23 protein-coding genes are annotated in these 26,028 nt (G+C 63.2%); 8 read left to right on the top strand and 15 right to left on the bottom strand.

Features of this window, described 5'->3' with window-relative positions:
- Window positions 1–2: 2 nt before the first annotated feature.
- From ssuB to OH705_RS09555, 7 genes are all read right to left on the bottom strand, one after another.
- Entirely contained in the window at window positions 3–815 is an 813-nt protein-coding gene (ssuB, locus tag OH705_RS09525; protein WP_038707158.1) for an aliphatic sulfonates ABC transporter ATP-binding protein, read from the bottom strand.
- Window positions 815–1,612, bottom strand: coding sequence for an aliphatic sulfonate ABC transporter permease SsuC (ssuC, locus tag OH705_RS09530; protein ID WP_267302009.1), 798 nt, complete (start codon window positions 1,610–1,612; stop codon window positions 815–817). The genes ssuB and ssuC overlap by 1 nt, the downstream gene beginning before the upstream one ends.
- Before the next feature lie 11 nt (window positions 1,613–1,623).
- The gene (gene ssuD, locus OH705_RS09535; RefSeq protein ID WP_094011606.1) at window positions 1,624–2,772 is read right to left on the bottom strand and encodes an FMNH2-dependent alkanesulfonate monooxygenase; all 1,149 of its coding nucleotides are present in this window, start codon (window positions 2,770–2,772) and stop codon (window positions 1,624–1,626) included.
- A gap of 60 nt (window positions 2,773–2,832) precedes the next feature.
- The gene (locus tag OH705_RS09540) at window positions 2,833–3,798 is read right to left on the bottom strand and encodes a sulfonate ABC transporter substrate-binding protein (RefSeq protein WP_267302013.1); all 966 of its coding nucleotides are present in this window, start codon (window positions 3,796–3,798) and stop codon (window positions 2,833–2,835) included.
- Between the two features lie 95 nt (window positions 3,799–3,893).
- A complete protein-coding gene (ssuE, locus tag OH705_RS09545) occupies window positions 3,894–4,487 on the bottom strand; it encodes an NADPH-dependent FMN reductase (protein WP_104444633.1) in 594 nt (197 codons plus the stop codon).
- Window positions 4,488–4,706: 219 nt separating this feature from the next.
- On the bottom strand, window positions 4,707–5,345 hold the full coding sequence (locus tag OH705_RS09550; protein WP_046857522.1) for a peroxiredoxin: 639 nt from the start codon (window positions 5,343–5,345) through the stop codon (window positions 4,707–4,709).
- A gap of 164 nt (window positions 5,346–5,509) precedes the next feature.
- Window positions 5,510–6,856, bottom strand: a complete 1,347-nt coding sequence (locus tag OH705_RS09555; protein WP_267302017.1) for an OprD family porin — start codon at window positions 6,854–6,856, stop codon at window positions 5,510–5,512.
- A gap of 495 nt (window positions 6,857–7,351) precedes the next feature.
- On the opposite strand from OH705_RS09555, the gene tauA reads away from it, so the two are divergent.
- From tauA to tauD, 4 genes are read left to right on the top strand one after another with little or no spacing between them, the layout of a single operon-like run.
- Complete coding sequence (tauA, locus tag OH705_RS09560) at window positions 7,352–8,323, top strand: taurine ABC transporter substrate-binding protein (protein WP_038707155.1); 972 nt, start codon at window positions 7,352–7,354, stop codon at window positions 8,321–8,323.
- A gap of 13 nt (window positions 8,324–8,336) precedes the next feature.
- On the top strand, window positions 8,337–9,116 hold the full coding sequence (tauB, locus tag OH705_RS09565) for a taurine ABC transporter ATP-binding subunit (RefSeq protein WP_267302019.1): 780 nt from the start codon (window positions 8,337–8,339) through the stop codon (window positions 9,114–9,116).
- Window positions 9,113–9,952 carry a taurine ABC transporter permease TauC gene (tauC, locus tag OH705_RS09570; protein WP_267302021.1) on the top strand — a complete coding sequence of 280 codons (840 nt, stop codon included), beginning with the start codon at window positions 9,113–9,115 and terminating at the stop codon, window positions 9,950–9,952. The genes tauB and tauC overlap by 4 nt, the downstream gene beginning before the upstream one ends.
- A gap of 48 nt (window positions 9,953–10,000) precedes the next feature.
- Window positions 10,001–10,834, top strand: coding sequence for a taurine dioxygenase (gene tauD / locus OH705_RS09575; protein ID WP_094011611.1), 834 nt, complete (start codon window positions 10,001–10,003; stop codon window positions 10,832–10,834).
- A gap of 108 nt (window positions 10,835–10,942) precedes the next feature.
- Here tauD and betT read toward each other — a convergent pair whose 3' ends face one another.
- Window positions 10,943–12,904: a choline transporter BetT gene (gene betT, locus OH705_RS09580; protein ID WP_167335944.1), complete on the bottom strand. Its 1,962-nt coding sequence runs from the start codon at window positions 12,902–12,904 to the stop codon at window positions 10,943–10,945.
- Window positions 12,905–13,160: 256 nt separating this feature from the next.
- Window positions 13,161–14,099 carry a serine O-acetyltransferase EpsC gene (gene epsC, locus OH705_RS09585; protein WP_023630288.1) on the bottom strand — a complete coding sequence of 313 codons (939 nt, stop codon included), beginning with the start codon at window positions 14,097–14,099 and terminating at the stop codon, window positions 13,161–13,163.
- A gap of 246 nt (window positions 14,100–14,345) precedes the next feature.
- Between epsC and tcyJ the strand changes: the two genes are divergently transcribed.
- The 3 genes from tcyJ to tcyN are packed head-to-tail and all read left to right on the top strand — an operon-like array spanning window position 14,346 to window position 16,580.
- Window positions 14,346–15,152 (top strand): cystine ABC transporter substrate-binding protein, encoded by an 807-nt coding sequence (gene tcyJ / locus OH705_RS09590; RefSeq protein ID WP_267302025.1) that lies wholly within the window; start codon window positions 14,346–14,348, stop codon window positions 15,150–15,152.
- Complete coding sequence (gene tcyL / locus OH705_RS09595; protein WP_028689228.1) at window positions 15,149–15,817, top strand: cystine ABC transporter permease; 669 nt, start codon at window positions 15,149–15,151, stop codon at window positions 15,815–15,817. The genes tcyJ and tcyL overlap by 4 nt, the downstream gene beginning before the upstream one ends.
- Before the next feature lies 1 nt (window position 15,818).
- Window positions 15,819–16,580 (top strand): L-cystine ABC transporter ATP-binding protein TcyN, encoded by a 762-nt coding sequence (gene tcyN, locus OH705_RS09600; protein ID WP_267302029.1) that lies wholly within the window; start codon window positions 15,819–15,821, stop codon window positions 16,578–16,580.
- Between the two features lie 16 nt (window positions 16,581–16,596).
- Here tcyN and OH705_RS09605 read toward each other — a convergent pair whose 3' ends face one another.
- The 5 genes from OH705_RS09605 to trxA all read right to left on the bottom strand — a co-directional run bounded on the left by OH705_RS09605 (window position 16,597) and on the right by trxA (window position 22,078).
- A complete protein-coding gene (locus OH705_RS09605) occupies window positions 16,597–17,247 on the bottom strand; it encodes a gamma-glutamylcyclotransferase (RefSeq protein WP_023630291.1) in 651 nt (216 codons plus the stop codon).
- 335 nt (window positions 17,248–17,582) lie between these two features.
- Window positions 17,583–18,551, bottom strand: coding sequence for a CDP-6-deoxy-delta-3,4-glucoseen reductase (locus OH705_RS09610; protein ID WP_038707150.1), 969 nt, complete (start codon window positions 18,549–18,551; stop codon window positions 17,583–17,585).
- Window positions 18,551–20,017 carry a 4-hydroxy-3-polyprenylbenzoate decarboxylase gene (gene ubiD, locus OH705_RS09615; protein ID WP_267302032.1) on the bottom strand — a complete coding sequence of 489 codons (1,467 nt, stop codon included), beginning with the start codon at window positions 20,015–20,017 and terminating at the stop codon, window positions 18,551–18,553. Before ubiD ends, OH705_RS09610 begins: the two co-directional genes overlap by 1 nt.
- A 161-nt stretch (window positions 20,018–20,178) precedes the next feature.
- Window positions 20,179–21,438, bottom strand: coding sequence for a transcription termination factor Rho (gene rho / locus OH705_RS09620; protein WP_011536308.1), 1,260 nt, complete (start codon window positions 21,436–21,438; stop codon window positions 20,179–20,181).
- A gap of 310 nt (window positions 21,439–21,748) precedes the next feature.
- Window positions 21,749–22,078: a thioredoxin TrxA gene (gene trxA / locus OH705_RS09625; RefSeq protein WP_094011616.1), complete on the bottom strand. Its 330-nt coding sequence runs from the start codon at window positions 22,076–22,078 to the stop codon at window positions 21,749–21,751.
- 244 nt (window positions 22,079–22,322) lie between these two features.
- Between trxA and ppx the strand changes: the two genes are divergently transcribed.
- Window positions 22,323–23,825 carry an exopolyphosphatase gene (gene ppx, locus OH705_RS09630; RefSeq protein ID WP_023630296.1) on the top strand — a complete coding sequence of 501 codons (1,503 nt, stop codon included), beginning with the start codon at window positions 22,323–22,325 and terminating at the stop codon, window positions 23,823–23,825.
- Here ppx and ppk1 read toward each other — a convergent pair.
- Window positions 23,812–25,992, bottom strand: a complete 2,181-nt coding sequence (ppk1, locus tag OH705_RS09635; protein ID WP_371041541.1) for a polyphosphate kinase 1 — start codon at window positions 25,990–25,992, stop codon at window positions 23,812–23,814. The two genes, ppx and ppk1, sit on opposite strands and share 14 nt — an antisense overlap.
- Between the last annotated feature and the right edge of the window lie 36 nt (window positions 25,993–26,028).

Raw genomic sequence — 26,028 nt, forward strand, 5'->3', positions numbered from 1 at the left:
ATTCAATGAGCCCAACGCAACTGCGTGGGCAACGGGGCGACAGGTTCCGGATCGGGCGGCGTGCCCGGGACGGAGAGAACACGGTTGAGCACTTCGCTTTCCAGCGCCGCCAGGCGGTGCGAACCCCGCACTCGAGGTCGCGGCAGGTCGATGACCAGGTCCAGGCCGACGGCGCCGTCTTCGATCAGGATCACCCGGTCGGCCACGGCGACGGCTTCGCTGACGTCGTGGGTGACCAGCAGCACGGTGAAACCGTGCTGGCGCCACAGGCGCTCGATCAGTTGCTGCATCTCGATACGGGTCAGGGCGTCCAGCGCGCCCAAGGGCTCATCCAGCAGCAGCAGACGCGGCTGATGAATGAGCGCCCGGGCCAGGGCCACCCGCTGTTTCTGGCCACCGGACAAGGCCGCCGGCCACTCATTGGCGCGATCGACCAGGCCGACCGCCTCCAGGGCTTCCAGGGCGCGTGGCCGCCAGTTGCCGGACAACCCCAGGCCGACGTTGTCGATCACCTTCTTCCAGGGCAGCAGGCGCGCGTCCTGGAACATCAGCCGGGTATCCTCGCGGGCCTCGGCAAGCGCCGCGGCGCCCGCCAGCAATTGGCCGCCGCTGGGCTGGTCGAGCCCGGCCAGCAGGCGCAGCAAGGTGCTTTTACCGCAACCACTGCGACCAACGATGGCGACGAACTGGCCAGCCGGAATGTGCAGATCGATCCCGCGCAGCACTTCGCGCTGGCCGAACGTACGACGCAGGTCCCTGGCCGCCAGGGGGATGCCACGCAGCAGGCGTGGCGGTTGTGCCTTGAGCACCGTCATCACGCGCCCTCCTTCTTCGCCACCTGGTACGCCGGGTGCCAACGCAGCCACACACGCTCCAGGCCACGGGCGGCCAGGTCGGCCAGCTTGCCGAGCACCGCGTACAGGACAATGGCCAGCACCACCACGTCGGTCTGCAGGAACTCACGGGCGTTCATCGCCAGGTAGCCGATGCCCGAGTTGGCCGAAATGGTCTCGGCGACGATCAGTGTCAGCCACATGAAACCCAGGGCGAAGCGCACGCCGACCAGGATCGAGGGCAGCGCCCCCGGCAGGATCACCTGGCGGAACAGCGCGAAGCCCGACAGCCCGTAGCTGCGCGCCATCTCCACCAGCGCCGGATCGACGTTGCGGATCCCGTGATAGGTGTTCAGGTAGATGGGGAACAGCGTCCCCAGGGCCACCAGGAAAATCTTTGCCGACTCGTCGATGCCGAACCACAGGATCACCAGCGGGATCAGCGCCAGGTGCGGCACGTTGCGGATCATCTGCACCGAACTGTCGAGCAGGCGCTCGCCCCAGTTCGACAGGCCGGTGATGAAACCGAGCAACAGGCCGAGACTGCCGCCGATCACGAAGCCCAGGCCGGCACGCCAGCCGCTGATGGCCAGGTGGGTCCAGATCTGGCCACTGCGCACCAGCTCGACGCCAGCACTGACCACCGCGCTCGGCGCCGGCAGGATGCGGGTCGACAGCCAGCCTGCGCTGACCGACAACTGCCATACCGCCAGCACCAGGATCGGCAGGGCCCAGGGCGCCAGGCGCTTGGACCAGGTGGTGGTGGATGCACGACACATGGCCCCGGCCCTCAGCTCTGCGACACGGATTTGGGCAGGATGTCGTTGGCGACCATTTCACCGAACGGGCTTACGTAGCCGCCGGTTTTCGGCTGCTCCGGGCGCTGCACGTCCAGATGCGGGAACAGCAGCTCGGCGACGCGGTACGACTCCTCGAGGTGTGGATAGCCCGAGAAGATGAAGGTGTCGATGCCAAGATCGGCGTATTCCTTGACCCGCGCCGCGACGGTCGGGCCATCGCCCACCAGCGCGGTGCCGGCGCCACCACGTACCAGGCCGACACCGGCCCACAGGTTCGGCGCCACTTCGAGGTTGTCGCGCTTGCCACCGTGCAGCGCGGCCATGCGCTGCTGACCGACCGAGTCGAAGCGCGCCAGCGACGCCTGGGCGCGGGCGATGGTGTCGTCGTCCAGGTGCGAGATCAGCCTGTCGGCGGCGGCCCAGGCCTCCTCGTTGGTTTCTCGCACAATCACGTGCAAGCGAATGCCGAAGCGCACCTCACGGCCCTGGGCGGCCGCTTTCTCACGTACCGCAGCAATCTTCTCGGCCACCGCGGCCGGCGGCTCGCCCCAGGTCAGGTACAGCTCGACCTGTTCGGCGGCCAAGTCCTGGGCAGCGTCAGACGAGCCACCGAAGTACAGCGGCGGGCGCGGCTGCTGGATCGGCGGGTAGAGCAGCTTGGCGCCTTTGACCTGGATGTGCTTGCCGTCGTAGTCGACCGTTTCGCCTTCGAGCACCTTGCGCCAGATACGGGTGAACTCCACCGACGCCTCATAGCGTTCCTGGTGGTTCAGGTGCAGGCCATCACCGGCCAGTTCGTCCGGATCGCCACCGGTCACCAGGTTGAACAATGCACGGCCGTTGGACAGACGATCCAGGGTCGCGGCCTGACGGGCTGCGACGGTCGGCGAGATGATCCCCGGGCGCAGGGCCACCAGGAACTTCAGGCGCTCGGTCACCGGGATCAGCGACGCCGCCACCAGCCAGGAGTCCTCGCAGGAACGTCCGGTGGGGATCAGCACGCCGCCGAAGCCCAGGCGGTCGGCGGCCTGGGCGATCTGGCTCAGGTAACCGTGGTCGACGGCGCGGGCGCCTTCGCTGGTGCCCAGGTACTTGCCGTCACCATGGGTAGGGAGGAACCAGAAAATGTTAAGGCTCATTGGAGTTGTCTCCTCAAGGGTGGCTCATGCCGGGGCGACGCCCCGGCGCAGGCGAAACGTTCAAGGCGCACTGGCGACCTTGGCCGGGGGTGTCCAGATCACGTCCTTGATGCTCAAGGGCTTGGGAATCAGCTTCAGGGCCTGGAAGGTGTCGGCAATCTTCTGCTGCGCGGCGATCACTTCCGGGGTCAGCGGCGCGGCTCCGTAGCCTTGGCGCTTGACCGAAGTCAGGGTGATGTCGGCGGGCAGGCCGAGCAGCGGCGCAACCTGGTCGGTGACCTGCTGCGGATTGGCCTGGGACCACTCGCCCACGGCGCGCACTTCTTCAACCAGGGTGTTGATCACCGCCGGGTGTTGGGTCGCATAGCTGCGGGTGGCGAGGTAGAACTGGTGGTTGTCGACCAGATCCGAGCCGTCACGCAGGGTGCGTGCCTGCAACTGTTGCTCGGCGGCGGCCTGGTACGGGTCCCAGATCACCCAGGCATCGACACTGCCGCGCTCGAAGGCGGCGCGGGCATCGGCCGGGGGCAGGTAGACGGGCTGGATATCGGTGTACTTGAGTCCGGCGTCTTCCAGGGCACGCACCAGCAGGTAATGCACGTTGGAACCCTTGTTGAGGGCGACTTTCCTGCCCTTGAGTTCCTTCACCGACTGGACCGTCGACCCCTTCGGCACCAGGATCGCCTCGCTGTGCGGAGCTGGCGGCTCATAGGCGACGTAGAGCAGATCGGCGCCCGCGGCCTGGGCAAACACCGGCGGCGTTTCGCCGGTCACGCCGAAGTCGATGGAGCCGACGTTGAGCCCTTCGAGCAGCTGTGGACCGCCGGGGAACTCGGTCCATTGCACGTCGATGCCCTGTTCCTTCAGGCGCTTTTCCAGCGACCCCTTGGCCTTGAGCAGCACCAGGGTGCCGTATTTCTGGTAACCGATACGCAGGCTCTCGGCCTGGGCTTGGCTGATGGCGCCGAAGGACACAGCCGCCGCGAACAGGGCGACCAGACCACGACGCAAGAAGACTGTGCGCATGGCGCTCTCCTGTGCGAGTTGGGTTCGGGTAGCACCTGCTTGCCTCGTTGGCGGGCGAGTAAGGTGGGGACAGCGATGGAGCGGTCAAGCCTGGTTCAGATACTCCAGCGGGCACTGATCAGACGTTCGTTGAGCACGCCGGGGGCGACAGGTTGGGGCCGGCGCGCCATGGCGCTGTGGAACGTTTCCAGCGAATCCTGCAGGCGCTGCTCCAGGGCAGCGGCCAGTTGCGCGGGCCTGGCGCCCTCGCCGTAGGCAATCTGGCTATCGTCGGCGAAGATCCCTTGCAGGGTCTCCTGCGCCTTGAGGGCCGACAGCACGGGCTTGAGCGCGTAGTCCACGGCCAGCATGTGGGCGATGCTGCCACCGGTTGCGATCGGCAACACCACCTTGTGTTCCAGGGCCCGCTCGGGCAGCAGGTCGAGCAAGGTCTTCAAGGCCCCGGCGAAGGACGCCTTGTACACCGGGGTGGCCACCACCAAGCCGTCGGCCTGGGCTACAAGTTCGTTGAAGTGGCGCACCTGCGGGCTGTCGAAACGGGCATGCAGCAGATCTTCGGCGGGAAACTCACGCACCTGGAAGGTCACCACTTCGACGCCCCGCTCCTGCAGCCAGTCGCGCGAGCGCTCTAGCAGCACGCCGGAGCGTGAACGAAGACTGGGGCTACCACCGACAGAGACAACCAGCATTGAAAGCGCTTCCTTCGATTCGATTGCAGGGCCGCGAGGGGTTGTCCCCGCTGGATGTAACGACATTAACAGCTCGTCACATATATCTATAAATCATATTTTTTCATTTGTTTATTCCATTTATGAATTTATGATTTGTTGTAGCCACGCAATAAAAAAGGGCCGTCGAAACGGCCCGAAGATCCCTGCTTGGCTAAGAGCAATGCAACGAGGAATGCTTCAACGATTGGGTTGCGGGGTCAGCCGCAGATAGGGTTTAACCGCCCGATATCCTTTCGGGAAACGACGTTTGATTTCATCTTCGTCCTTGAGCGAAGGCACGATCACTACCTCATCGCCGTCCTGCCAGTTGCCCGGCGTGGCGACCTTGTAGTTGTCGGTCAGCTGCAGCGAATCGATCACCCGCAGGATCTCGTTGAAGTTGCGCCCGGTACTGGCCGGATAGGTAATGGTCAGGCGCACCTTCTTGTTCGGGTCGATGACGAACAGCGAGCGCACGGTCAGGGTGTCGCTGGCATTGGGGTGGATCAGGTCGTACAGGTCGGAGACCTTGCGGTCGGCATCGGCGATGATCGGGAAGTTGACCACGGTGTTCTGGGTCTCGTTGATATCGTCGATCCACTTGTGGTGCGAGTCCACCGGGTCCACCGACAGGGCGATGGCCTTGACCCCGCGCTTGGCGAAATCATCCTTGAGCTTGGCGGTCAGGCCCAGTTCGGTGGTGCACACCGGGGTGAAGTCGGCCGGGTGGGAGAACAGCACGCCCCAGCTGTCGCCCAGCCATTCGTGGAAACGGATCTTGCCGGCGCTGGAATCCTGTTCGAAATCGGGGGCGATATCGCCGAGTTTTAGGCTCATGGAAGCGGCTCCTGTGCTGTGTCTGGCCTTGTGGGTTCAATGTGCCTGCTTCCGAATAAAAATAAAAAGAATAAATATCGATTTATTTATAACCAGATTGCATACGGAATCGCAGGCACAAAAAAGCCTCGCACTAGGCGAGGCTTTCTTTGTGCAGCTACGACTTACATGAAGGCGTAAGTGTAGTTGACGATGAAGCGAGTCTGGTCCTGGTCTTTGGTGTATTCAGTGTTGCCGGCAGGACCGTTGGTCCCGCGGTAAACACCTTGACGCAGGCTGAAGCCCAGTCCCTTCAGAGTACCTTCCTGGATCACGTAGTCGACACGCGCGTCCCGCTCCCACTCGCTGTAGGAACCGTTGCCCGAAGCGTTGCGAACGTCGGTACCGCGCAGGTATGCAACGGACGCCTTCAAGCCTGGCACGCCAAGACGAGCGAAATCGTACGAGTACTGGCCGAAGGTAGTGTTCTCACCTGCACGAGCGAACTGGTTGATCATGCTGTCGGTGAACAGGTAGAAGCTAGCACCGCCCGCGCCTTCCGGACGGCCATTGCCATCGCGCACGCTACCCTGGTTCAGCCAGACGAACGCACCGTCATCGCTGACCTGCTGGTGACCGAGCATGAGTGCATGGCCGCCCAGAGTATAGGTGAACATCGCCGACCAGGTTTTGTTGTCAACTTCACCGACATGCTTGGCATAACCGTTGTTGTTGTTGAAGTTGTAGCCGCCACCACTGCCGTTCCGGCCGTCGCTGCTGCTGTCAAAGTAGCGCAGGTCGGTCTTGAATGACTGGTCGTCCGCGATCTTGAAGACGTGAGTCGCACCCAGGAAGTGCTGTTTGTAGAAGTCTTCCAGGTTCGAGTAGTAGTACTGCAGGGTCAGGTCTGGAGTGAGCTTGTAGTCCAGGCCGCCGTAGCGGAACTTGTTGCTGTCAGCGGTAGCACCGTTGACCGACAGGCCGGTGCGGTTGCTCGAAGCACGACCCATGGCATGGGTCAGTTGACCGGCGTTGACAGTCAGATTGTCGATTTCCTTCGAGGTGATGGTTGCACCTTCAAAGGTTTGCGGCAGCAGGCGACCGTCGTTGGAGACCAGGATCGGCAACATTGGCGCCAAGGCGCTACCGAAGTGAGCTTCAGTTTTGGAGAAGCGGGCTTTGGCGTTGGCGCCAAGACGAGCCCATTGGGCCGCTGCCGAACCGTTGGTCTCACTCGGGAAGAAGGAGCTGTTGTCAGGGTGCTTGCCTTTGCCACCGTCGAGGTGAATACCCCACAGCGCCTGAGCGTCCACACCGAAGCCTACGGTACCTTCGGTGAAACCAGAAATGTAGTCGAGCTTGAAGCCCTGACCCGATTCACGGTTGTCCGCACCGACTTCACGGTTATCGTTGTTGAAGTACATGGTGCGCGAGCTCAGGGACAGCTTGCTGTCCTCGACGAAACCGGCAGCGCCTGCTTGTTGGGCGAGAACCCCCAGTGCCACGGCCAGGGCCAGGCTGGACTTGTACATGTTTTGCTCCTCTACGTTCTAATTTTTGTGCGTCTCAAGCGGCGGAGTCTGCTGCCCCACTCACCCGGATTGGCGATTTAGCCCTAAAGCGTGACCGCCAAGTCAATCGCTAATGATCGATTCGCGACTTTGGTCTAAGCCTTCGATCTGCGCTACAGGATAATGACAATCCTATAAATCCAAAATGACCGTTTTATGAATCTGTAAGATTTTTACGGAATAACATCGGAACCATTCCTGCAAATCGTTGTATCGACGGCGTCAATCATACCTTTAGGTTATGTGCAAACGTTTGCAGGCGTGACGACCGCCCCGTCGAAACCGATCAAGCCTAGCTGGCTTGGCAGATTCCGCCACCAGTACCGCCGCCCCACAGGGCCGGGGGTCAGAGCGATTGGCTTTTAAGCTAATTCTAAAAAGTTATTTATTTCATATTTCTTAGATCATCTAGTCTTCTCGCCATCTATCCCAGAATGCCTGACGAGAGGTTCAACCATGATCCCGCATGCTCCGCTGCGCCTGTTCGCCGCCCTGACCCTCGCCAGTGCCAGCTGGCTGGCCCAGGCCGCCGACCTGACCGTTGCCTACCAGACCACCGTCGACCCGGCAAAGGTGGCCCAGGTCGATGGCACCTATGAAAAGGACAGCAAGGCCAGCATCGACTGGCGCAAGTTCGACAACGGCGCCGACGTGATCACCGCTGTCGCCTCGGGCGACGTGCAGATCGGCTACCTCGGCTCCAGCCCGCTGGCCGCCGCCGCCACCCGCAAATTGCCTGTGGAAACCTTCCTGATCGCCACCCAGATCGGCGCCGGCGAAGCCCTGGTCGCCCGCGACAGCATCAAGACCCCGCAGGACCTGGTGGGCAAGAAAGTCGCCGTGCCGTTCGTTTCCACCGGCCACTACAGCCTGTTGGCCGCGCTGAAGAGCTGGAACATCGACCCGTCGAAAGTGCAGATCCTCAACCTCGCGCCACCAGCGATCATCGCCGCCTGGAAACGCGGCGACATCGACGCCACCTACGTCTGGGACCCAGCCCTGGGCGTGGCCAAGGAGAACGGCAAGGTACTGATCACCTCCGGCGAGCTTGCCGAGAAAGGCGCGCCGACCTTCGACGCCTGGATCGTGCGCAAGGACTTCGCTGCCAAGCACCCGGAGATCGTCAAGTCGTTCGCCAAGGTCACCCTCGACGCCTATGCCGACTACCGCAAGGACCCGCAAGCCTGGCTGGCCGACAAAGACAACGTCGCCAAGCTGGTCAAGCTGTCTGGCGCCAAGCCCGCCGATATCCCGGTGCTGCTGCAGGGCAACGTCTATCCACTGGCCGCCGACCAGGCCAGCGCACTCGGCGCACCGACCACCCAGGCGCTGACCGACACCGCCACCTTCCTCAAGCAGCAGGGCAAGGTCGATGCCGTGCTGCCGGACTACGCGCCCTACGTCAGCGCCCAGTACCTGCCCAACTGATCTGGAGCCCGTCATGGCCTTGCTTGAGCTGGAGCGCATCAGCGCACAGTACCCCGGCGCCCCCACCCCGGTGCTGGCCGATATCAACCTGAGCCTGGGTCCGCGCCAGTTGCTGGCGGCCCTCGGGCCTTCAGGCAGCGGCAAGACCTCGCTGCTCAATCTGATCGCCGGCTTCGTCGCCCCCAGCGGCGGGCGCATCACCCTCGATGGCGCGACGGTGCAAGGCCCGGGGGCCGAGCGCGGCGTGGTGTTCCAGGACGACGCCCTGCTGCCCTGGCAGGACGTGCTCGGCAACGTCGCCTTCGGCCTGGAGCTGGCCGGTGTGCCGCGTGCACAGCGTGAAGCCAAGGCACGAGAGATGCTGGCACTGGTAGACCTGGCCGGCTTCGGCGAGCGGCGCGTATGGCAATTGTCCGGTGGGCAGAAGCAGCGCGTGGGCCTTGCCCGGGCGCTGGCGGCCGACCCGCGAGTGCTGTTGATGGACGAACCGTTCGGCGCCCTCGATGCCTTTACCCGCGAACAGATGCAGGAGCTGCTGCTGCAGGTCTGGCAGCGCACCGCCAAGCCAGTGTTCCTGATCACCCACGACATTGAGGAAGCGGTGTTCCTCGCCACCGAGCTGGTGCTCCTGGCGCCCAATCCGGGACGGGTGGTCGAGCGCCTGCAACTGGACTTCGGCCAGCGCTACGCCGCTGGCGAGTCGGCGCGGGCGATCAAGTCCGATCCACGCTTCATCGAGACCCGCGAGCACGTGCTGGCGCGGGTGTTCTCGCAACGTCAGGAGTCCGCATGAGCAGTATCGAATTGCCAGCCACCGCCAAGCGGCCCCCCCGGACGACACCTGTCGTGAAAACCCGCAAGCCCTTACCGACCCGCTGGATCAGCGCCCTCACCCTGGCCTCGCTGCTGTTGGTGTGGTGGCTGGTTACCGCCGCCGGCTGGATCGAGCCGCTGTTCCTGCCCTCGCCCGCCGATATCCTGGCCAAGGGCTGGACGCTGCTCACCCAGGGCTACATGGACGCCAGCCTGTGGCAGCACCTGGGCGCGAGCCTGGGGCGCATCGGCCTGGCGCTGCTTGCCGCCACCCTGACCGCCATCCCGGTGGGCATCGCCATCGGCTACAACCGCGTGGCCCGCGGCGTTCTCGACCCGCTGATCGAGTTCTACCGGCCGATTCCGCCGCTGGCTTACCTGCCGCTGATCGTCATCTGGTGCGGCATAGGCGAGCTGTCGAAAGTGCTTTTGATCTACCTGGCGATCTTCGCCCCGATTGCCATCGCCACCGCCACCGGCGTGCGCACCGTCGACCCGGCCAAGCTGCGCGCCGCGCAGTCGCTGGGCGCCAGCAAAATCCAACTGATCCGCCACGTGATCCTGCCTAGCGCACTGCCCGACATCCTCACCGGCATCCGCATCGGCCTCGGCGTGGGCTGGTCGACGCTGGTCGCCGCCGAACTGATCGCCGCCACCAGTGGCCTGGGCTTCATGGTGCAGTCCGCCGCGCAGTTCCTGGTCACCGATGTGGTGGTCCTGGGGATCCTGCTGATTGCCCTGATCGCCTTCGCCCTTGAGATGGGCCTGCGCGCCCTGCAGCGCAAGCTGGTGCCCTGGCACGGCCAGAGCCATTGATCCCCAAATGACCACGCCGGCAAACCGGCACCTGGAACGAGAAAAGACATGAGCCTGACCGTTACCCCCTTGAGCCCGGCACTGGGCGCGCAGATCAGCGGCGTGGACATCAGCCGCGACATCAATGCCCAACAGCGTGACGCCATCGAGCAGGCGCTGCTCGAGCACCAGGTGCTGTTCTTCCGCGATCAACCAATCACTCCCGAGCAGCAGGCGCGCTTCGCCGCCCGCTTCGGCGACCTGCATATCCACCCGATCTATCCCAATGTGCCGGAGACACCGCAGGTGTTGATCCTCGACACCGCAGTCACCGACGTGCGCGACAACGCCGTGTGGCACACCGACGTGACCTTCCTGCCGACCCCGGCGCTGGGCGCGGTGCTCAGCGCCAAGCAGTTGCCGGCCTTTGGTGGTGACACTCTGTGGGCCAGCGGCATCGCTGCGTTCGAGGCGCTGTCGGCGCCGCTGCGCACAATGCTGGACGGCCTGACCGCCACCCATGATTTCACCAAGTCGTTCCCGCTGGAACGTTTCGGCACTACGCCCGAGGACCTGGCCCGCTGGGAGACGACCCGGCGCAACAATCCGCCGCTGTCGCACCCGGTGGTGCGCACGCACCCGGTCAGCGGACGCAAGGCGCTGTTCGTCAATGAAGGTTTCACCACGCGGATCAACGAATTGAATGAGCAGGAGAGCGAGGCGCTGCTCAAGCTGCTGTTCGCCCATGCGACGCGGCCGGAGTTCAGCATTCGCTGGCGTTGGCAGGAAAATGACGTGGCGTTCTGGGACAACCGCGTGACGCAGCACTTTGCGGTGGATGATTACCGGCCCAGCCGGCGGGTGATGCATCGGGCGACCATCCTGGGGGATGCGCCGTTCTGAAAGATCGGGGGAGGCCTTTGGCTTCCTTTCGCTGGCAAGCCAGCTCCCACAGGTTTTGCAACAACCCTGTGGGAGCCTGCGAAAGGGCCGCATAGCGTCGCCAGCGATCTACCTGACCAGGTGCAGGTACTGCATGTGCCGCTCGTACTGGTCGAGGATGTCGTTGATGATCTGCTCCTTGCTGTAGCCCACCAGGTCGTAGTTCTGGCTGCCTTCGGACAGATGCACCTCCGCACGGTAGTAGCGGCGGTTCTTCAAGTCCTGGGTGCCCAGCCCGCCCAGGGCGAACGACGGCGTAAAGTACCCGCGCATCTGCACCTGGTAGATGAACGGCTGCTCCTCGCCATGGCCGATCTTCAGGCTGACGTTGTCGTGGCTCGGGTCGTCCTGGGTGATCAGCACCAGGCCCTTCTGCTCGAACACCTCGCGCACTTCGGCGATCGCCGGGCGCACCACGTCGTCCATGAAGCGATACACCTCGTCCCGAGACGGGAAGTGCACCGCCTGGCTCAGGCGTTGGCGCCAACCGCCACGCCCACGCCGGGACTGGGCGAACGGCGCCAGCGAATGCATCTGCGCGATCTGCCGCTGGCTTTCCAGGTAGAAGGCCTTGTGCAGCCCCCACATCATGCACAGCAGGATCAGCGAGAACGGCAGCGAGGTCAGCACCACCGCCGACTTCAGCGAATCGATGCTGCCGGCGAACAGCAGGCTGCTGGTAATCAGCGCGGTCATCGCCCCCCAGAAGATTCGCAGCCAGTTCGGGCCGTCCTCGTCGGCGCCACCGCCCTTGGCCGACAGCGTCGACAGCACCACGGTGCCGGAGTCGGCCGAAGTGACGAAGAACACAAAGCTGATGAACACCGTCACGGCTATCACCGCCTTGCTCCACGGGTAGGTTTCCAGCAGCAGGTACAAGCTCATCGACGGGTTGTCGAGGGCTGACTGGCCGAGCGCGGTCATGCCGTGGTTGATCACCTGGTCAAGGGCGCTGTTACCGAAGATCGACATCCACGCCAGGGTGAAGCCCAGCGGGATCAGCAGCACGCCGAAGACGAACTCGCGGATGGTCCGGCCCCGCGAGATACGGGCGATGAACAACCCCACGAACGGCGCCCAGGCAATCCACCAGGCCCAGTAGAACACCGTCCAGCCGCCCAGCCAGTCGCGCTGCTCGCCGTAGGCGTACACATCGAAGCTCTTGCGTGGCAGGGCGCCAAGGTAGTCACCGAGGTTCTGGATCAGGGTGTTGAACAGGTGCTGGGTGGGCCCGGCGAACAACACGAACAGCAGCAGCGCGCAGGCCAGGAACAGGTTGATGTCGCTCATCACCCGCACGCCCTTCTCCACCCCGGCGACCGCCACGGCCACGGCCGCGCCCATCATCAGGGTGATGAGGATCACCTGCACCCATTGGCTGTGGCTGATGCCGAACAGGTAGTCCAGGCCTGCGTTCAGGTGCAGCACGCCAAAGCCCATGTCGGCGCCCAGGCCGAATACCGTGGCGATAATGCCAAAGCCATCCACCGCGTAGCCGATCGGCCCGTTGATGCGCTTGCCGATCAGCGGGTACAGCGCCGAGCGCAGGGCCAGTGGCAGGTTGTGGCGGTAGGCGAAGTAGGCGAGCGCCATGCCGACGAAGGCGAACACACCCCAGCCGTGCAGGCCCCAGTGCAGGAACAGGATCTGCATCGCCTGGCGCCCGGCCTCGGCCGTGCCCGCCTCGCCTTGGGGCGGCTGGAGCATGTGGGTCAGAGGTTCAGAGACGCAGAAGAAGAACAGCGTGATGCTGATGCCGGCGGCGAACAGCATGCCGGCCCAGGACAGGTAGCTGAACTCGGGCTCGTCATGGTCGGCGCCGAGCTTGATCTTGCCGTAGCCCGACAAGGCGGTGACCACCACGAAGACCAGGTACAGGGTCATGGCCAGCATGTAGTACCAGCCGACCGTGTTGGCCGCCCAGTTCTGCGCTGCCAGCAACCACTCGCCGGCAGCCTGGGGCTGAGCGATGACGATCAAGCCAAAAATGAGGATGAAGCTTGCCGCGAAATAGAACACGGGGGGGTTCATGCGGATCTTGCCGTTGGCAAGGTCGGGGGTCGGTGCACTCATTGAACGGGCACCTCGTCACGGGACGTGAGGTTCGGATTGAACGGGTTCAGCAAAGGCGATTCCTCCTTTTGAACACCGGCAATGGACCAGCGTTTTTCGTTGAACAAGCGTTCAAGTTAAACATGGATTGGATTTCAATGCGACCCGATGCCGCTCCAGGGCGTGATCGAGGTGGTGGCGGGAAGTCCCGCCGCCACGCCTCATAAGCCTAGAGCTAGAGGGCTTTCTTGCCCTCGCAATCGAGCTGCAGGTTCGCCTGGGTAATGTTGCTGTCAGCCGGCACGCTGCGGGTCAGCCAGACGTTGCCGCCAATGGTCGAACCCTTGCCGATGGTGATACGCCCGAGGATGGTCGCGCCGGCGTAGATCACGACGTCGTCCTCGACGATCGGGTGGCGCGCCAGGCCCTTGTGCAAGGTGCCGGACTCGTCGCTGGGGAAGCGCTTGGCGCCCAGGGTCACCGCCTGGTAGATACGCACCCGCTCGCCGATGATCGCGGTCTCACCGATTACCACGCCTGTGCCGTGGTCGATGAAGAAGCCAGGGCCGATCTGCGCACCGGGATGGATATCGATGCCGGTGGCCGAGTGCGCCAGCTCCGAACTGATCCGCGCCAGCAGCGGCAGGCCGGCCCGGTACAGGTGATGGGCCAGCCGGTGGTGGATGATCGCCAGGATGCCCGGGTAGCACAGCAGCACCTCGTCTACGCTGCGCGCCGCCGGGTCGCCGTGGTAGGCGGCGAGTACGTCGGTGTCCAGCAGCACGCGCAGCGCCGGCAGGGCTGCGGCGAAGTCCTGGATCAGACGCAGGGCGTGGGTATCGACATCGATCACATCAGTCTTGCCATGGCGCGCCGCGTAGCGCAGCTCCAGGCGTGCCTGGGCCAACAGCGCGGTCAGCGCAGCGTCGAGCGTATGGCCCACATAAAAGTCCTCGCTCTCCTCGCGCAGGTCCACCGGCCCTAGGCGCATCGGGAACAGCGCGCCGCAAAGCTGCTCGAGGATTTGCCGCAGCGCCTCGCGCGACGGCAGTTCGCGCCCGCCCTGCTCGCCGCTGCTGCGGCCATTGCTGCTGCGCCACTGCTCGCGGGCGTTGCGCAGGCCACTGACGATACCCTGCAACTGCCAGTGCCCGGTTGATGGTTGTTCGCTCACGGTGTTTCTCCTGCCAGGCGGCTTTCTCGGTATGCATACGCTCCTACAAGGAGGTGCAAAACACGATACGTCAAATCTGCCTCTTGGAAAAAACAACGCTTTATTCCATCCTGAGCTAAGTCGGGTATAAGCCGCTGCAATTTGCAGTTTTGGAATAATAACCTGATTTTTTATTATTTCCCGGCCTATGAAGCCCACCTCTATAGTCGCCACCTCACTACTTCCACAACAAGCGCGGGGCATGCCATGACCAAATTCGCCAAACCCCTTCTCAACGCCAGCCTGGCGCTCCTGCTCGGCGCCGGCTTGCTCGGCCAGGCCTTTGCCGGCGAGCAGTTGAAGACCATCCAGGAAAAAGGCGTGATCAACGTCGGCCTGGAAGGCACCTATCCACCGTTCAGCTTCCAGGACGAAAACGGCAAGCTGACCGGCTTCGAGGTCGAGCTGTCCGAGTTGCTGGCCAAGGAGCTGGGGGTCAAGGCCAAGGTCCAGCCGACCAAGTGGGACGGCATCCTCGCTGCACTGGAATCCAAGCGCCTCGACGTGGTGATCAACCAGGTGACCATCTCCGAGGAACGCAAGAAGAAGTACGATTTCTCCGAGCCGTACACCGTTTCCGGCATTCAGGCCCTGGTACTCAAGGGCAGTGACAACGAGAAAAACATCAAGACTGCCGCCGATCTCGGTGGCAAGAAGGTCGGTGTCGGCCTGGGCACCAACTATGAGCAATGGGTCAAACAGGATGTGCCGACAGCCGATGTGCGCACCTACGAAGATGACCCGTCCAAGTTCGCCGACCTGCGCAACGGTCGTATCGACGCCATCCTGATCGATCGCCTGGCTGCACTCGAGTACGTCCAGAAAACCGCCAAGGACAAGAAACCGACCGCACTCGCTGGCGAGAAATTCTCCAAGCTGGAATCGGGCGTGGCCTTGCGCAAAGGCGAACCTGAACTGCTCGATGCGCTGAACAAGGCCATCGACAAGCTCAAGGCCGACGGCTCGCTGGCCAAGCTGTCCGAAAAATACTTCGGTGCCGATGTCACCAAATGATCGCTGAAAGCCTGCAACTCGTTGTCGATTCCGCGCCCTTCCTGTTGAAGGGTGCGGGTTATACCGTGCTGCTCAGCGTCGGTGGCATGTTCTTCGGCCTGGTGCTGGGCTTTGCCCTGGCGCTGATGCGGCTGTCGAAGATCCTGCCGCTGGACTGGCTGGCGCGCATCTATGTGTCGTTCTTCCGCGGCACGCCGCTGCTGGTGCAGCTGTTCGTGATCTACTTCGGCCTGCCGCAGATCGGCATCGAGCTCGATCCGATCCCCGCCTCGCTGATCGGCCTGTCACTGAACATGGCGGCCTATGTCTGCGAAATCCTCCGCGCGGCAATCTCCTCGATCGACCGTGGCCAGTGGGAAGCCGCAGCCAGCATCGGCATGACCCGCACCCAGGCCATGCGCCGGGCGATCCTGCCGCAAGCCCTGCGCACTGCCCTGCCTCCGCTGGGCAACAGCTTCATCTCGCTGGTCAAGGACACCGCCCTGGCGGCGACCATCCAGGTGCCCGAGCTATTCCGCCAGGCACAGCTGATCACCGCACGGACCTTCGAGGTCTTCACCATGTACCTGGCTGTCGCGGTGGTCTACTGGATCCTCTGCAGCATCCTGGCGCACTTCCAGAACCGCATGGAAGCGCGGGTCAACCAGCACGACCAGGAGCACTGAGATGATCGTAGTAGAAGGCCTGACCAAGCAGTTCAAGGGCCAGACCGTGCTCAACGGCATCGACCTGAGCGTGCAGCCCGGCGAAGTGGTGGCCATCATCGGCCCCAGCGGCTCGGGCAAGACCACTTTCCTGCGCTGCCTGAACCTGCTGGAAACCCCCGATGCCGGGCGCATCCAGGTCGGCGATATCAGCATCGATGCCAACCGTCCGCTCGGCGGCCAACAGGGTGCTATCCGCCGCCTGCGCCAACAGGCCGGGTTCGTGTTCCAGAACTTCAACCTGTTCCCTCATCGCACCGCCCTGGAGAACGTCATCGAAGGGCCGGTGATCGTCAAGAAGACGCCCCGCGACAAGGCCATCGAGCTGGCCAGGCGCCTGTTGGCCAAGGTCGGCCTGGCAGGCAAGGAAGGCGCCTACCCCAGGCGCCTGTCCGGCGGCCAGCAGCAACGGGTGGCCATCGCCCGGGCCCTGGCCATGGAGCCGGAAGTGATTCTGTTCGACGAGCCCACTTCGGCGCTCGACCCCGAACTGGTCGGTGAAGTGCTGGAGACCATCCGTAGCCTGGCCGAGGAAAAGCGCACCATGATCATCGTCACCCACGAGATGAGCTTCGCCCGCGATGTCGCCAACCGGGTGATCTTCTTCGACAAGGGCGTGATCGTCGAGCAGGGCGAGGCCAAGGCACTGTTCGCCAACCCGAAGGAAGAGCGCACACGCCAGTTCCTGCGCAAGTTCCTCGGCACCGCCGCCGGCCAGGAGTGAAGCCGATGCGCGGGGCTCACACCTCGCGCAGGTTGTGGCAACGCCTGAAGCGCGCTTCCAGGTTGCGATCGGGCATCTGGTGGCTGCGTAGGGCGTTGAGGGTCTGCTCCACGTAATCGCGCGTGGTGCCGTAGCGCCCCTTGGCGCTGGCGAGGATCTGGCTGAGCAGGGTGTCCGGCAGGTTGCCCGCGTAGCACGGCAGGTGCCGCTCCAGCACGAAACCCAGCGCCTGCACCTTGCTGCCATCGCCCAGGCGGCAGCTCAGCCAATGCGGACGATAGGCCGGGAACGGCATCTCACGCTGCCACAGGGCCATGAGCGAGTCGTGCAGGTTGGTTTCGTCCAGACGGAAGGCAAAGCCGCTGCAGGAGCCCCCACGGTCCAGGCCGAACACCAGGCCTGGGCACTCCGGTGTACCACGGTGTTCGTGGGACCACAGGTAGAGGCCGCGGTGATAACCATGCACCCGCGCCCGCTGCCGCTCGACCGAGTTGCATTCGGGGCGCCAGATCAGCGAACCATAGGCAAACAGCCAGACCGGGCCGCCTTCGTGCTGGGACATGGTTTCCTGCATCGAACGCTGCAGTTGTTCACGGGTCAACTGCTGCCCGAAGTCGAGTGACGGCGGATAGGCTATTTGCCAGGATGAACTTTCAAGCGTCGACATGAGCTGCCGCCATTAATTCCTGAGAACTACCAAAGTGCAGGTATTGCCGTGCCTGTTCGGATGCTATCGCGGAGCAAGCCCGCTTCCACAAAGGCCCGCCAGGATCGCATGGGAACGGGCTTGCCCGGCGATTTACCTGGCGCCTAACGTAAGGCAGAACGCACTTTGCACTCAACCCCGAAAACAGGATTTCATTAAAGCATCCGCTGAACGGAAACTAATAATCCGAGTATAGCGAAACTTATTACCCGCACCGGTAACAATCCCCGCCATATAACCAACAGAAAAAACTTGGTTATTAAACCCGGCACGCCCTTGCAGCGTGCCGGGTTACTTCACCCGCGTGGCGCGTAGGCAAACACGTCAGCCCGCATGCGGTGGGCATCCATGCCGGCCTCGACCAATGCATCGAGGGTGGCGTAGACCATGTTCGGCGAGCCACTGGCATAGACATGCACCTGGTTCAGGTCGCCGATGTCCTCGCATACCGCTTCGTGGAGCAGGCCACAGCGCCCCTCCCAACCGCACAGATCGCTGACCACTTTGTGCAGGAACAGGTTCGGCAGACGCTCCCACTCAGCCCAGTGCTCGATCTGGTAGAAGTCTTCAGGCCGGCGTACACCCCAGTACAAGTGCACCGGGTGCTTGAAGCCCTGCGCCCGGCAGTGCTCGATCAGGCTGTGCATCTGCCCCATGCCGGTCCCGGCGGCGATCAGTACCAGCGGGCCATCGGGCAACTCCGCCAGGTGAGCATCACCAAATGGCAGTTCGATGCGGGCCAGGCCATTGCGCTGCAACTGCTTGATCAACTGCACGGCACTGCTTTCGCGGGCCAGCACATGCAACTCCAGCTCACGCCCACCGTGGGGCGCCGAAGCGAGCGAAAAAGCCGCCTTGTCCATACCCTCGCGCTCGATCATCAGATATTGCCCGGCGTGGTAGCGGGGCGGCTTGCCGGCCGGCGCGCGCAGGCGCACGCGCCAGACATCGCCACCGATCTCGACGCACTCGGTCACGGTACAGGCCAGCTTGCGCAGCGGCAGCTCGCCCAGGGCCAGCACACCATCCCACAGCAACACACAGTCCTCCAGCGGCTCGGCGATGCAGGTGAACAGCTCACCGTGATCGCGCACCTGGCCTTCCTGGCGAACACTGCCTTCCACCAGCAGCGCGGCACATACATGGCAGTTGCCGTTGCGGCAGCTGCTCGGGCAGTCATAGCCCAGGCGCCGTGCCGCATCCAGAATCCTTTCACCCGGTTCGACCGCCAGTACCGCCCCGGAAGGCTGCAAGGTTACCTGCATCAATCTATTCCCAACTGGTCCCACAACTCATCGATACGGCGGGTGACGGCCTCGTCCTTGACGATGACCCGGCCCCATTCGCGTGTAGTCTCGCCCGGCCATTTGTGCGTGGCGTCCAGGCCCATCTTCGACCCCAGCCCCGATACCGGCGACGCGAAGTCGAGGTAGTCGATGGGGGTGTTGTCGATCATCACCGTATCACGCTTGGGGTCCATGCGCGTGGTGATGGCCCAGATCACATCGTTCCAGTCGCGGGCGTTGATATCGTCGTCGGTGACGATAACGAACTTGGTGTACATGAACTGTCGCAGGAACGACCACACACCCAGCATGACGCGCTTGGCATGGCCCGGGTACTGCTTCTTCATGGTCACCACCGCCATGCGGTACGAGCAGCCTTCCGGCGGCAGGTAGAAGTCGGTGATCTCGGGGAACTGCTTCTGCAGGATCGGCACGAACACTTCGTTCAGCGCCACGCCGAGAATCGCCGGCTCATCCGGCGGCCGGCCGGTGTAGGTGCTGTGGTAGATCGGCTTTTGCCGGTGGGTGATGCGCTCGACGGTGAACACCGGGAAGCTGTCCACTTCGTTGTAGTAGCCGGTGTGGTCGCCGTACGGGCCTTCCGGGGCCATCTCGCCGGGGTGGATCACGCCTTCGAGGATGATCTCGGCGGTAGCCGGTACCTGCAGGTCGTTGCCACGGCACTTGACCAGTTCGGTGCGGTTGCCACGCAACAGGCCAGCGAAGGCGTATTCGGAAAGCGTGTCCGGGACCGGGGTCACGGCACCGAGGATGGTCGCCGGGTCCGCGCCCAACGCCACGGCTACCGGGAACGGCTGGCCAGGATGCTTCTCGCACCATTCGCGGTAGTCCAGCGCCCCGCCGCGGTGGCTCAGCCAGCGCATGATCACCTTGTTGCGGCCAATCACCTGCTGGCGATAGATGCCCAGGTTCTGGCGTTCCTTGTTCGGCCCGCGAGTCACGGTCAGGCCCCAGGTGATCAGCGGCGCAACATCGCCCGGCCAGCAGTGCTGGATCGGCAGCTGGCCGAGGTCAACGTCATCGCCTTCGACCACGATTTCCTGGCATACCGCGTCCTTGACCACCTTCGGCGCCATGGACACGACCTTCTTGAAGATCGGCAGCTTCGACCAGGCGTCCTTCAGGCCCTTCGGCGGCTCGGGCTCCTTGAGAAACGCCAGCAGCTTGCCGATCTCGCGCAGTTCTTCGGTCGACTCGGCGCCCATGCCCATGGCCACGCGCTCGGGGGTGCCGAACAGGTTGCCCAGCACCGGCATGTCGAACCCAGTGGGCTTTTCGAAGAGCAAGGCCGGGCCGTTGGCGCGCAGCGTGCGGTCGCAGACTTCGGTCATTTCCAGAACTGGGGAGATGGGAACCTGGATGCGCTTGAGTTCACCGCGCTGTTCCAGGCCACGAATGAAGTCGCGCAGATCGCGATACTGCATGCAAAGGCCTCGTGTTGGGCGTATCGGTCGGGGTGCAGAGTGTAGCGCCGTTCACGCCTTGTTTGGGGGCAAAAAATGAAAAGGGGCCGCTTCGCGATCCCATCGCCGCGTTGCCGGCGATGGGCTGCAAAGCAGCCCCTTTCAGTACCTGGCCGGGAAGCTTACTTGCGCTTCATCGACAGGAAGAACTCATCGTTGGTCTTGGTCTGCTTGAGCTTGTCGACCAGGAACTCGATGGCGGCGATTTCGTCCATCGGGTGCAGCAGCTTGCGCAGGATCCACATGCGCTGCAGTTCGTCGTCGGCGGTCAGCAGCTCTTCGCGGCGGGTACCGGACTTGTTGATGTTGATGGCAGGGAACACACGCTTCTCGGCGATGCGGCGGTCCAGGGGCAGCTCCATGTTGCCGGTACCCTTGAACTCTTCGTAGATCACTTCGTCCATCTTCGAGCCGGTCTCGACCAGCGCGGTGGCGATGATGGTCAGCGAACCGCCTTCCTCGATGTTACGGGCGGCACCGAAGAAGCGCTTCGGCTTCTCCAGGGCGTGGGCATCGACACCACCGGTCAGCACCTTGCCAGAGCTCGGGATCACGGTGTTGTAGGCACGCGCCAGACGGGTGATGGAGTCGAGCAGGATGACCACGTCTTTCTTGTGCTCGACCAGGCGCTTGGCCTTCTCGATGACCATCTCGGCGACCTGCACGTGGCGGGTCGGCGGCTCGTCGAAGGTCGAGGCGACCACTTCGCCGCGCACGGTGCGCTGCATCTCGGTCACTTCTTCCGGGCGCTCGTCGATCAGCAGGACGATCAGGTGGCACTCGGGGTTGTTGCGGGTAATGTTGGCCGCGATGTTCTGCAGCATGATGGTCTTACCGGCTTTCGGCGGTGCGACGATCAGGCCACGCTGGCCTTTGCCGATCGGGGCACACAGGTCGATGACGCGACCGGTGAGGTCTTCGGTGGAGCCGTTACCGGCTTCCATCTTCAGGCGCTTGTTCGGGAACAGCGGCGTCAGGTTTTCGAACAGGATCTTGTTCTTCGCGTTTTCCGGACGGTCGAAGTTGATGGTATCGACCTTCAGCAGCGCGAAGTAACGCTCGCCTTCCTTCGGTGGGCGGATCTTGCCGACGATGGTGTCGCCGGTGCGCAGGTTGAAGCGACGGATCTGGCTGGGCGAAACGTAGATGTCGTCAGGGCCGGCCAGGTAAGAGGCATCCGCCGAACGCAGGAAACCGAAACCATCCTGGAGAATCTCCAGCACGCCGTCACCCGAGATCTCTTCGCCGCTTTTCGCATGCTTTTTCAGCAGGGCGAAAATCACGTCCTGTTTGCGCGAACGGGCCATGTTTTCGATGCCCATCTGTTCGGCCATTTCCAAAAGATCGGTAATCGGCTTTTGCTTGAGTTCTGTCAGGTTCATAAGGGGAGTGACGTAATCATGTAAGGAAGGGAAAAATTAAGCAGTTGGCTTAATGAGGCCGCGCCGCTAGATGGCGACAGGATCGCGTACTGATTCGAATTAGGGATGCTTCGGCGACGGCGTGCAGAGGGCACTGGAGAAGCAGTGCGAGGCCGAATGTAACACTTGCTTTTTTCGACGTCTAGTGGTTTTGGCCAGTGTTTTACGGGGCCATCCGACTGGATGGCCGCAAGGCCGGGGCTCGCCAGCCCTCAGGAAAACCACCTACAACAGATAAAGAAAAGCCCCGCATTTGCGGGGCTTCTTCACATCACAGGCTGGCGTCGAGGAACGCTTTGAGCTGCGACTTGGACAACGCGCCGACCTTGGTGGCCTCGACGTTGCCGTTCTTGAACAGCATCAGCGTCGGGATGCCACGCACGCCGTGCTTGGCCGGGGTTTCCTGGTTTTCGTCGATGTTCAGCTTGGCGATGGTCACCTTGCCTTCGTATTCAGTGGCGATGTCGTCCAGAACCGGAGCGATCATCTTGCATGGACCGCACCATTCAGCCCAGTAGTCGACCAGTACCGCACCTTGAGCCTGCAGGACTTCGGCTTCGAAGGTAGCGTCGGTGACATGTTTGATAAGATCGCTGCTCATGGATATCTCCAGGTCGTAAGCACAAAAAAACGTTGCCCATCATAGCCGCACCCAGGCGCGACAGGAAGCCACAGACGATTGAGTGTAACTATAGTTGTGCAAGACGCCACGAATCGAAACTGTCATATCACGGTCATAACATTGCTATGACATTGCCATGCATCAAGCCTTGCAGTGCCGCTCGTTGGCGTAGGACCACGATCGTGGCACGATTGCCGGGTTAACGACCGAGAACCTCCAGACCATGCCGCATACCACCGCGAAGAACCTGTCTCTGATCGCCGCCATCGACCTGGGCTCCAACAGCTTCCACATGGTCGTGGCCAAGGCCCATCATACGGAAATCCGCATCCTCGAAAGGCTTGGAGAAAAGGTTCAGCTCGCCGCCGGCATCGACGATGAGCGCAAGCTCAGCGAAGAAGCCATGCAACGCGGCCTGGAATGCCTCAAGCGCTTCGCCCAGCTGATCAACGGCATGCCCCAGGGCGCGGTGCGCATCGTCGGCACCAACGCCTTGCGCGAAGCACGCAACCGCAACGAATTCATCCAGCGCGCCGAGGCCATCCTCGGCCACCCGGTCGAGGTCATTTCCGGCCGTGAAGAGGCGCGCCTGATCTACCTGGGCGTGTCCCACACCCTGGCCGACACCCCGGGCAAGCGCCTGGTTGCCGACATCGGCGGCGGCAGCACCGAGTTCATCATCGGCCAGCGTTTCGAGCCGCTGCTGCGCGAAAGCCTGCAAATGGGCTGCGTCAGCTTCACCCAGCGTTATTTCCGCGACGGCAAGATTACCCCGGCGCGCTACGCACAGGCCTACACCGCCGCGCGCCTGGAGCTGATGAGCATCGAGAACGCCCTGCACCGCCTGACCTGGGATGAGGCCATCGGCTCGTCCGGGACCATCCGCGCCATCGGCGCCGCCATCAAGTCCGGCGGACTGGGTAATGGCGAGGTCAACGCCGAGGGCTTGGCCTGGGTCAAGCGCAAGCTGTTCAAGCTGGGCGAGACCGACAAGATCGACTTCGAAGGGGTCAAGCCCGATCGCCGAACCATTTTCCCCGCAGGCCTGGCCATCCTCGAGGCGATCTTCGATGCGCTGGAGCTGCAGCGTATGGAACACTGCGACGGTGCCCTGCGCGAAGGCGTGTTGTTCGACCTGCTGGGCCGCCACCATCACGAAGATGTGCGCGAGCGCACCCTGAACTCGCTGATGGAGCGTTACCACGTCGACCAGGGCCAGGCCGCACGGGTCGAGCGCAAGGCGCTGCACGCCTTCGACCAAGTGGCCAAGGCATGGGACCTCGAGGACGGCAACTGGCGCGATCTTCTTGGCTGGGCGGCGAAAGTGCACGAAGTGGGCCTGGACATCGCCCATTACCACTACCACAAGCACGGTGCCTACCTGATCGAGCACTCCGACCTGTCCGGCTTCTCCCGCGAGGACCAGCAGATGATGGCCCTGCTGGTGCGCGGCCATCGCCGCAACATTCCCAAGGACAAGTTCGCCGAGTTCGGCGACGAAGGCATCAAGCTGATCCGCCTGTGCGTGCTGCTGCGCTTCGCCATCCTCTTCCATCACATCCGCGGCACCCAGCAGATGCCGAAAGTGGTGCTGCAGGCCGGCGACAACAGCCTGGAAGTGATCTTCCCTGGAAACTGGCTGGAAGAAAACCAGCTGACCCAGGCCGACTTCGCCAACGAGGCGGAGTGGCTGGCCCGGGTCGGCTTCGTTCTCAGCGTACGTTGAGGACCGGGTTGCTCAGGCGCTCCAGCAGGGTCGCCTGGGCACTGCGCGGATTCTGGTTGCCGGTCGGGGTGCTGCGCACGTAGCGCCCGTCCGGTTGCAGGGTCCAGGCCTGGGTGTTGTCGGTCAGGTACCCTTCCAGCTCCTTCTTGACCCGCAGCAACAGCTTCTTGCCTTCCACCGGGAAGCAGGTCTCGACACGCTTGTCGAGGTTGCGCTCCATCCAGTCGGCACTGGACAGGTAGATCTGCTCCTCGCCGCCATTGAGGAAGTAGAACACCCGGGTATGCTCGAGGAAGCGGCCGATGATCGAGCGCACATGGATGTTGTGCGACACCCCCGGTATACCCGGACGCAGGCAGCACATGCCACGCACCACCAGGTCGATGCGCACGCCCGACTGGCTGGCCTTGTACAGCGCCTTGATGATCTTGGCGTCGGTCAGCGAGTTGAACTTGGCGATGATGTGCGCAGGCTTGCCCTCCAGGGCGAACTGGGTCTCCCGGGCGATCATGTCGAGCATGCCCTTTTTCAGGGTGAAGGGCGCGTGCAGCAGCTTCTTCATGCGCAGGGTCTTGCCCATGCCGATCAACTGGCTGAACAGTTTGCCGACGTCCTCGGTGAGGGCGTCGTCGGAGGTCAGCAGGCTGTAGTCGGTGTACAGGCGGGCGTTGCCGGCGTGGTAGTTGCCGGTGCCCAGGTGTGCGTAACGGACGATCTCGCCCTGCTCGCGGCGCAGGATCAGCATCATCTTGGCGTGGGTCTTGAAACCGACCACCCCGTAGATCACCACCGCGCCGGCGGCCTGCAGGCGGCTGGCCATCTGCAGGTTGGACTCTTCGTCGAAGCGTGCGCGCAATTCGATCACTGCCGTGACCTCCTTGCCGTTACGCGCCGCGTCCACCAGGGCGTCGACGATCTCCGAGTTGGCACCCGAGCGATAGAGCGTCTGGCGCACGGCAAGCACGTGCGGGTCCTTGGCGGCCTGACGCAGCAGGTCGATCACTGGGGTGAACGATTCGAACGGGTGCATCAGCAGGATGTCCTGCTTGCCGATCACACTGAAGATGTTGTCGGCGTTCACCAGCAGCTTGGGGATCGCCGGGGTGAACGGCGTGTACTGCAGCTCGGGGTGGCTGTCGAGCCCGGTGATGCTGAACAGACGGGTCAGGTTGACCGGGCCGTTGACCTGGTACAGTTCGCTCTCGCTCAGGCTGAACTGCTTGAGCAGATAGTCGGAGAGGTGTTTGGGGCAGGTATCGGCTACCTCGAGGCGCACGGCATCGCCGTAGCGGCGCGAGAACAACTCGCCGCGCAGGGCACGGGCGAGGTCGTCGACCTCTTCCGAGTCCAGCGCCAGGTCGGCGTTACGGGTCAGGCGGAACTGGTAGCAGCCCTTGACCTTCATGCCCTGGAACAGGTCATCGGCATGGGCATGGATCATCGACGACAGGAACACATAGTTGTCGCCAGGCCCGCCGACGTCTTCCGGCACCCGGATTACCCGCGGCAGCAGGCGCGGTGCCGGGATGATCGCCAAGCCCGAATCGCGGCCGAAGGCGTCGACACCCTCGAGCTCGACGATGAAGTTCAGGCTCTTGTTCACCAGCAACGGGAACGGGTGGGTCGGGTCGAGGCCGATCGGGGTGATGATCGGCGCGATCTCGTCGCGGAAGAAGCGTCGTACCCAGGTCTTGAGCTTGGGTGTCCAGTAACGGCGCCGGATGAAGCGAATGGCGTGTTTTTCCAGCTCCGGCAGCAGCACGTCGTTGAGGATCGCGTACTGCCGATCCACTTCAAGGTGCACCAGCTCGCTGATCCGCGCCAGCGCCTGGTGCGGCTGCAGGCCATCGGCGCCGGCCTGTTCGCGGGCGAAGTTGATCTGCTTCTTCAGGCCCGCCACACGGATTTCGAAGAACTCGTCCAGGTTGCTGGAGAAGATCAACAGGAACTTCAGGCGCTCGAGCAGCGGGTACGACTCGTCCAGCGCCTGCTCCAGTACGCGGATATTGAACTGCAGCTGCGAAAGCTCGCGATGAATGTACAGGCTGCTGTCGTCCAGGCTCGGCACGGCGATCGCCGGGGCCGGCGCAGGCACAGGGGCCGGGGCGGCTTCAGCGACAGGTTCCGGCTGCGCTACCGCCGGCAGGTCGGGCGGGGTCTGCACCATTTCTTCGGGCACGGCCTGGGCATCCTTGATCGCGAC

It is taken from the genome of Pseudomonas sp. BJa3 (assembly GCF_026343815.1).
Classification (GTDB): Bacteria; Pseudomonadota; Gammaproteobacteria; order Pseudomonadales; family Pseudomonadaceae; genus Aquipseudomonas; species Aquipseudomonas soli.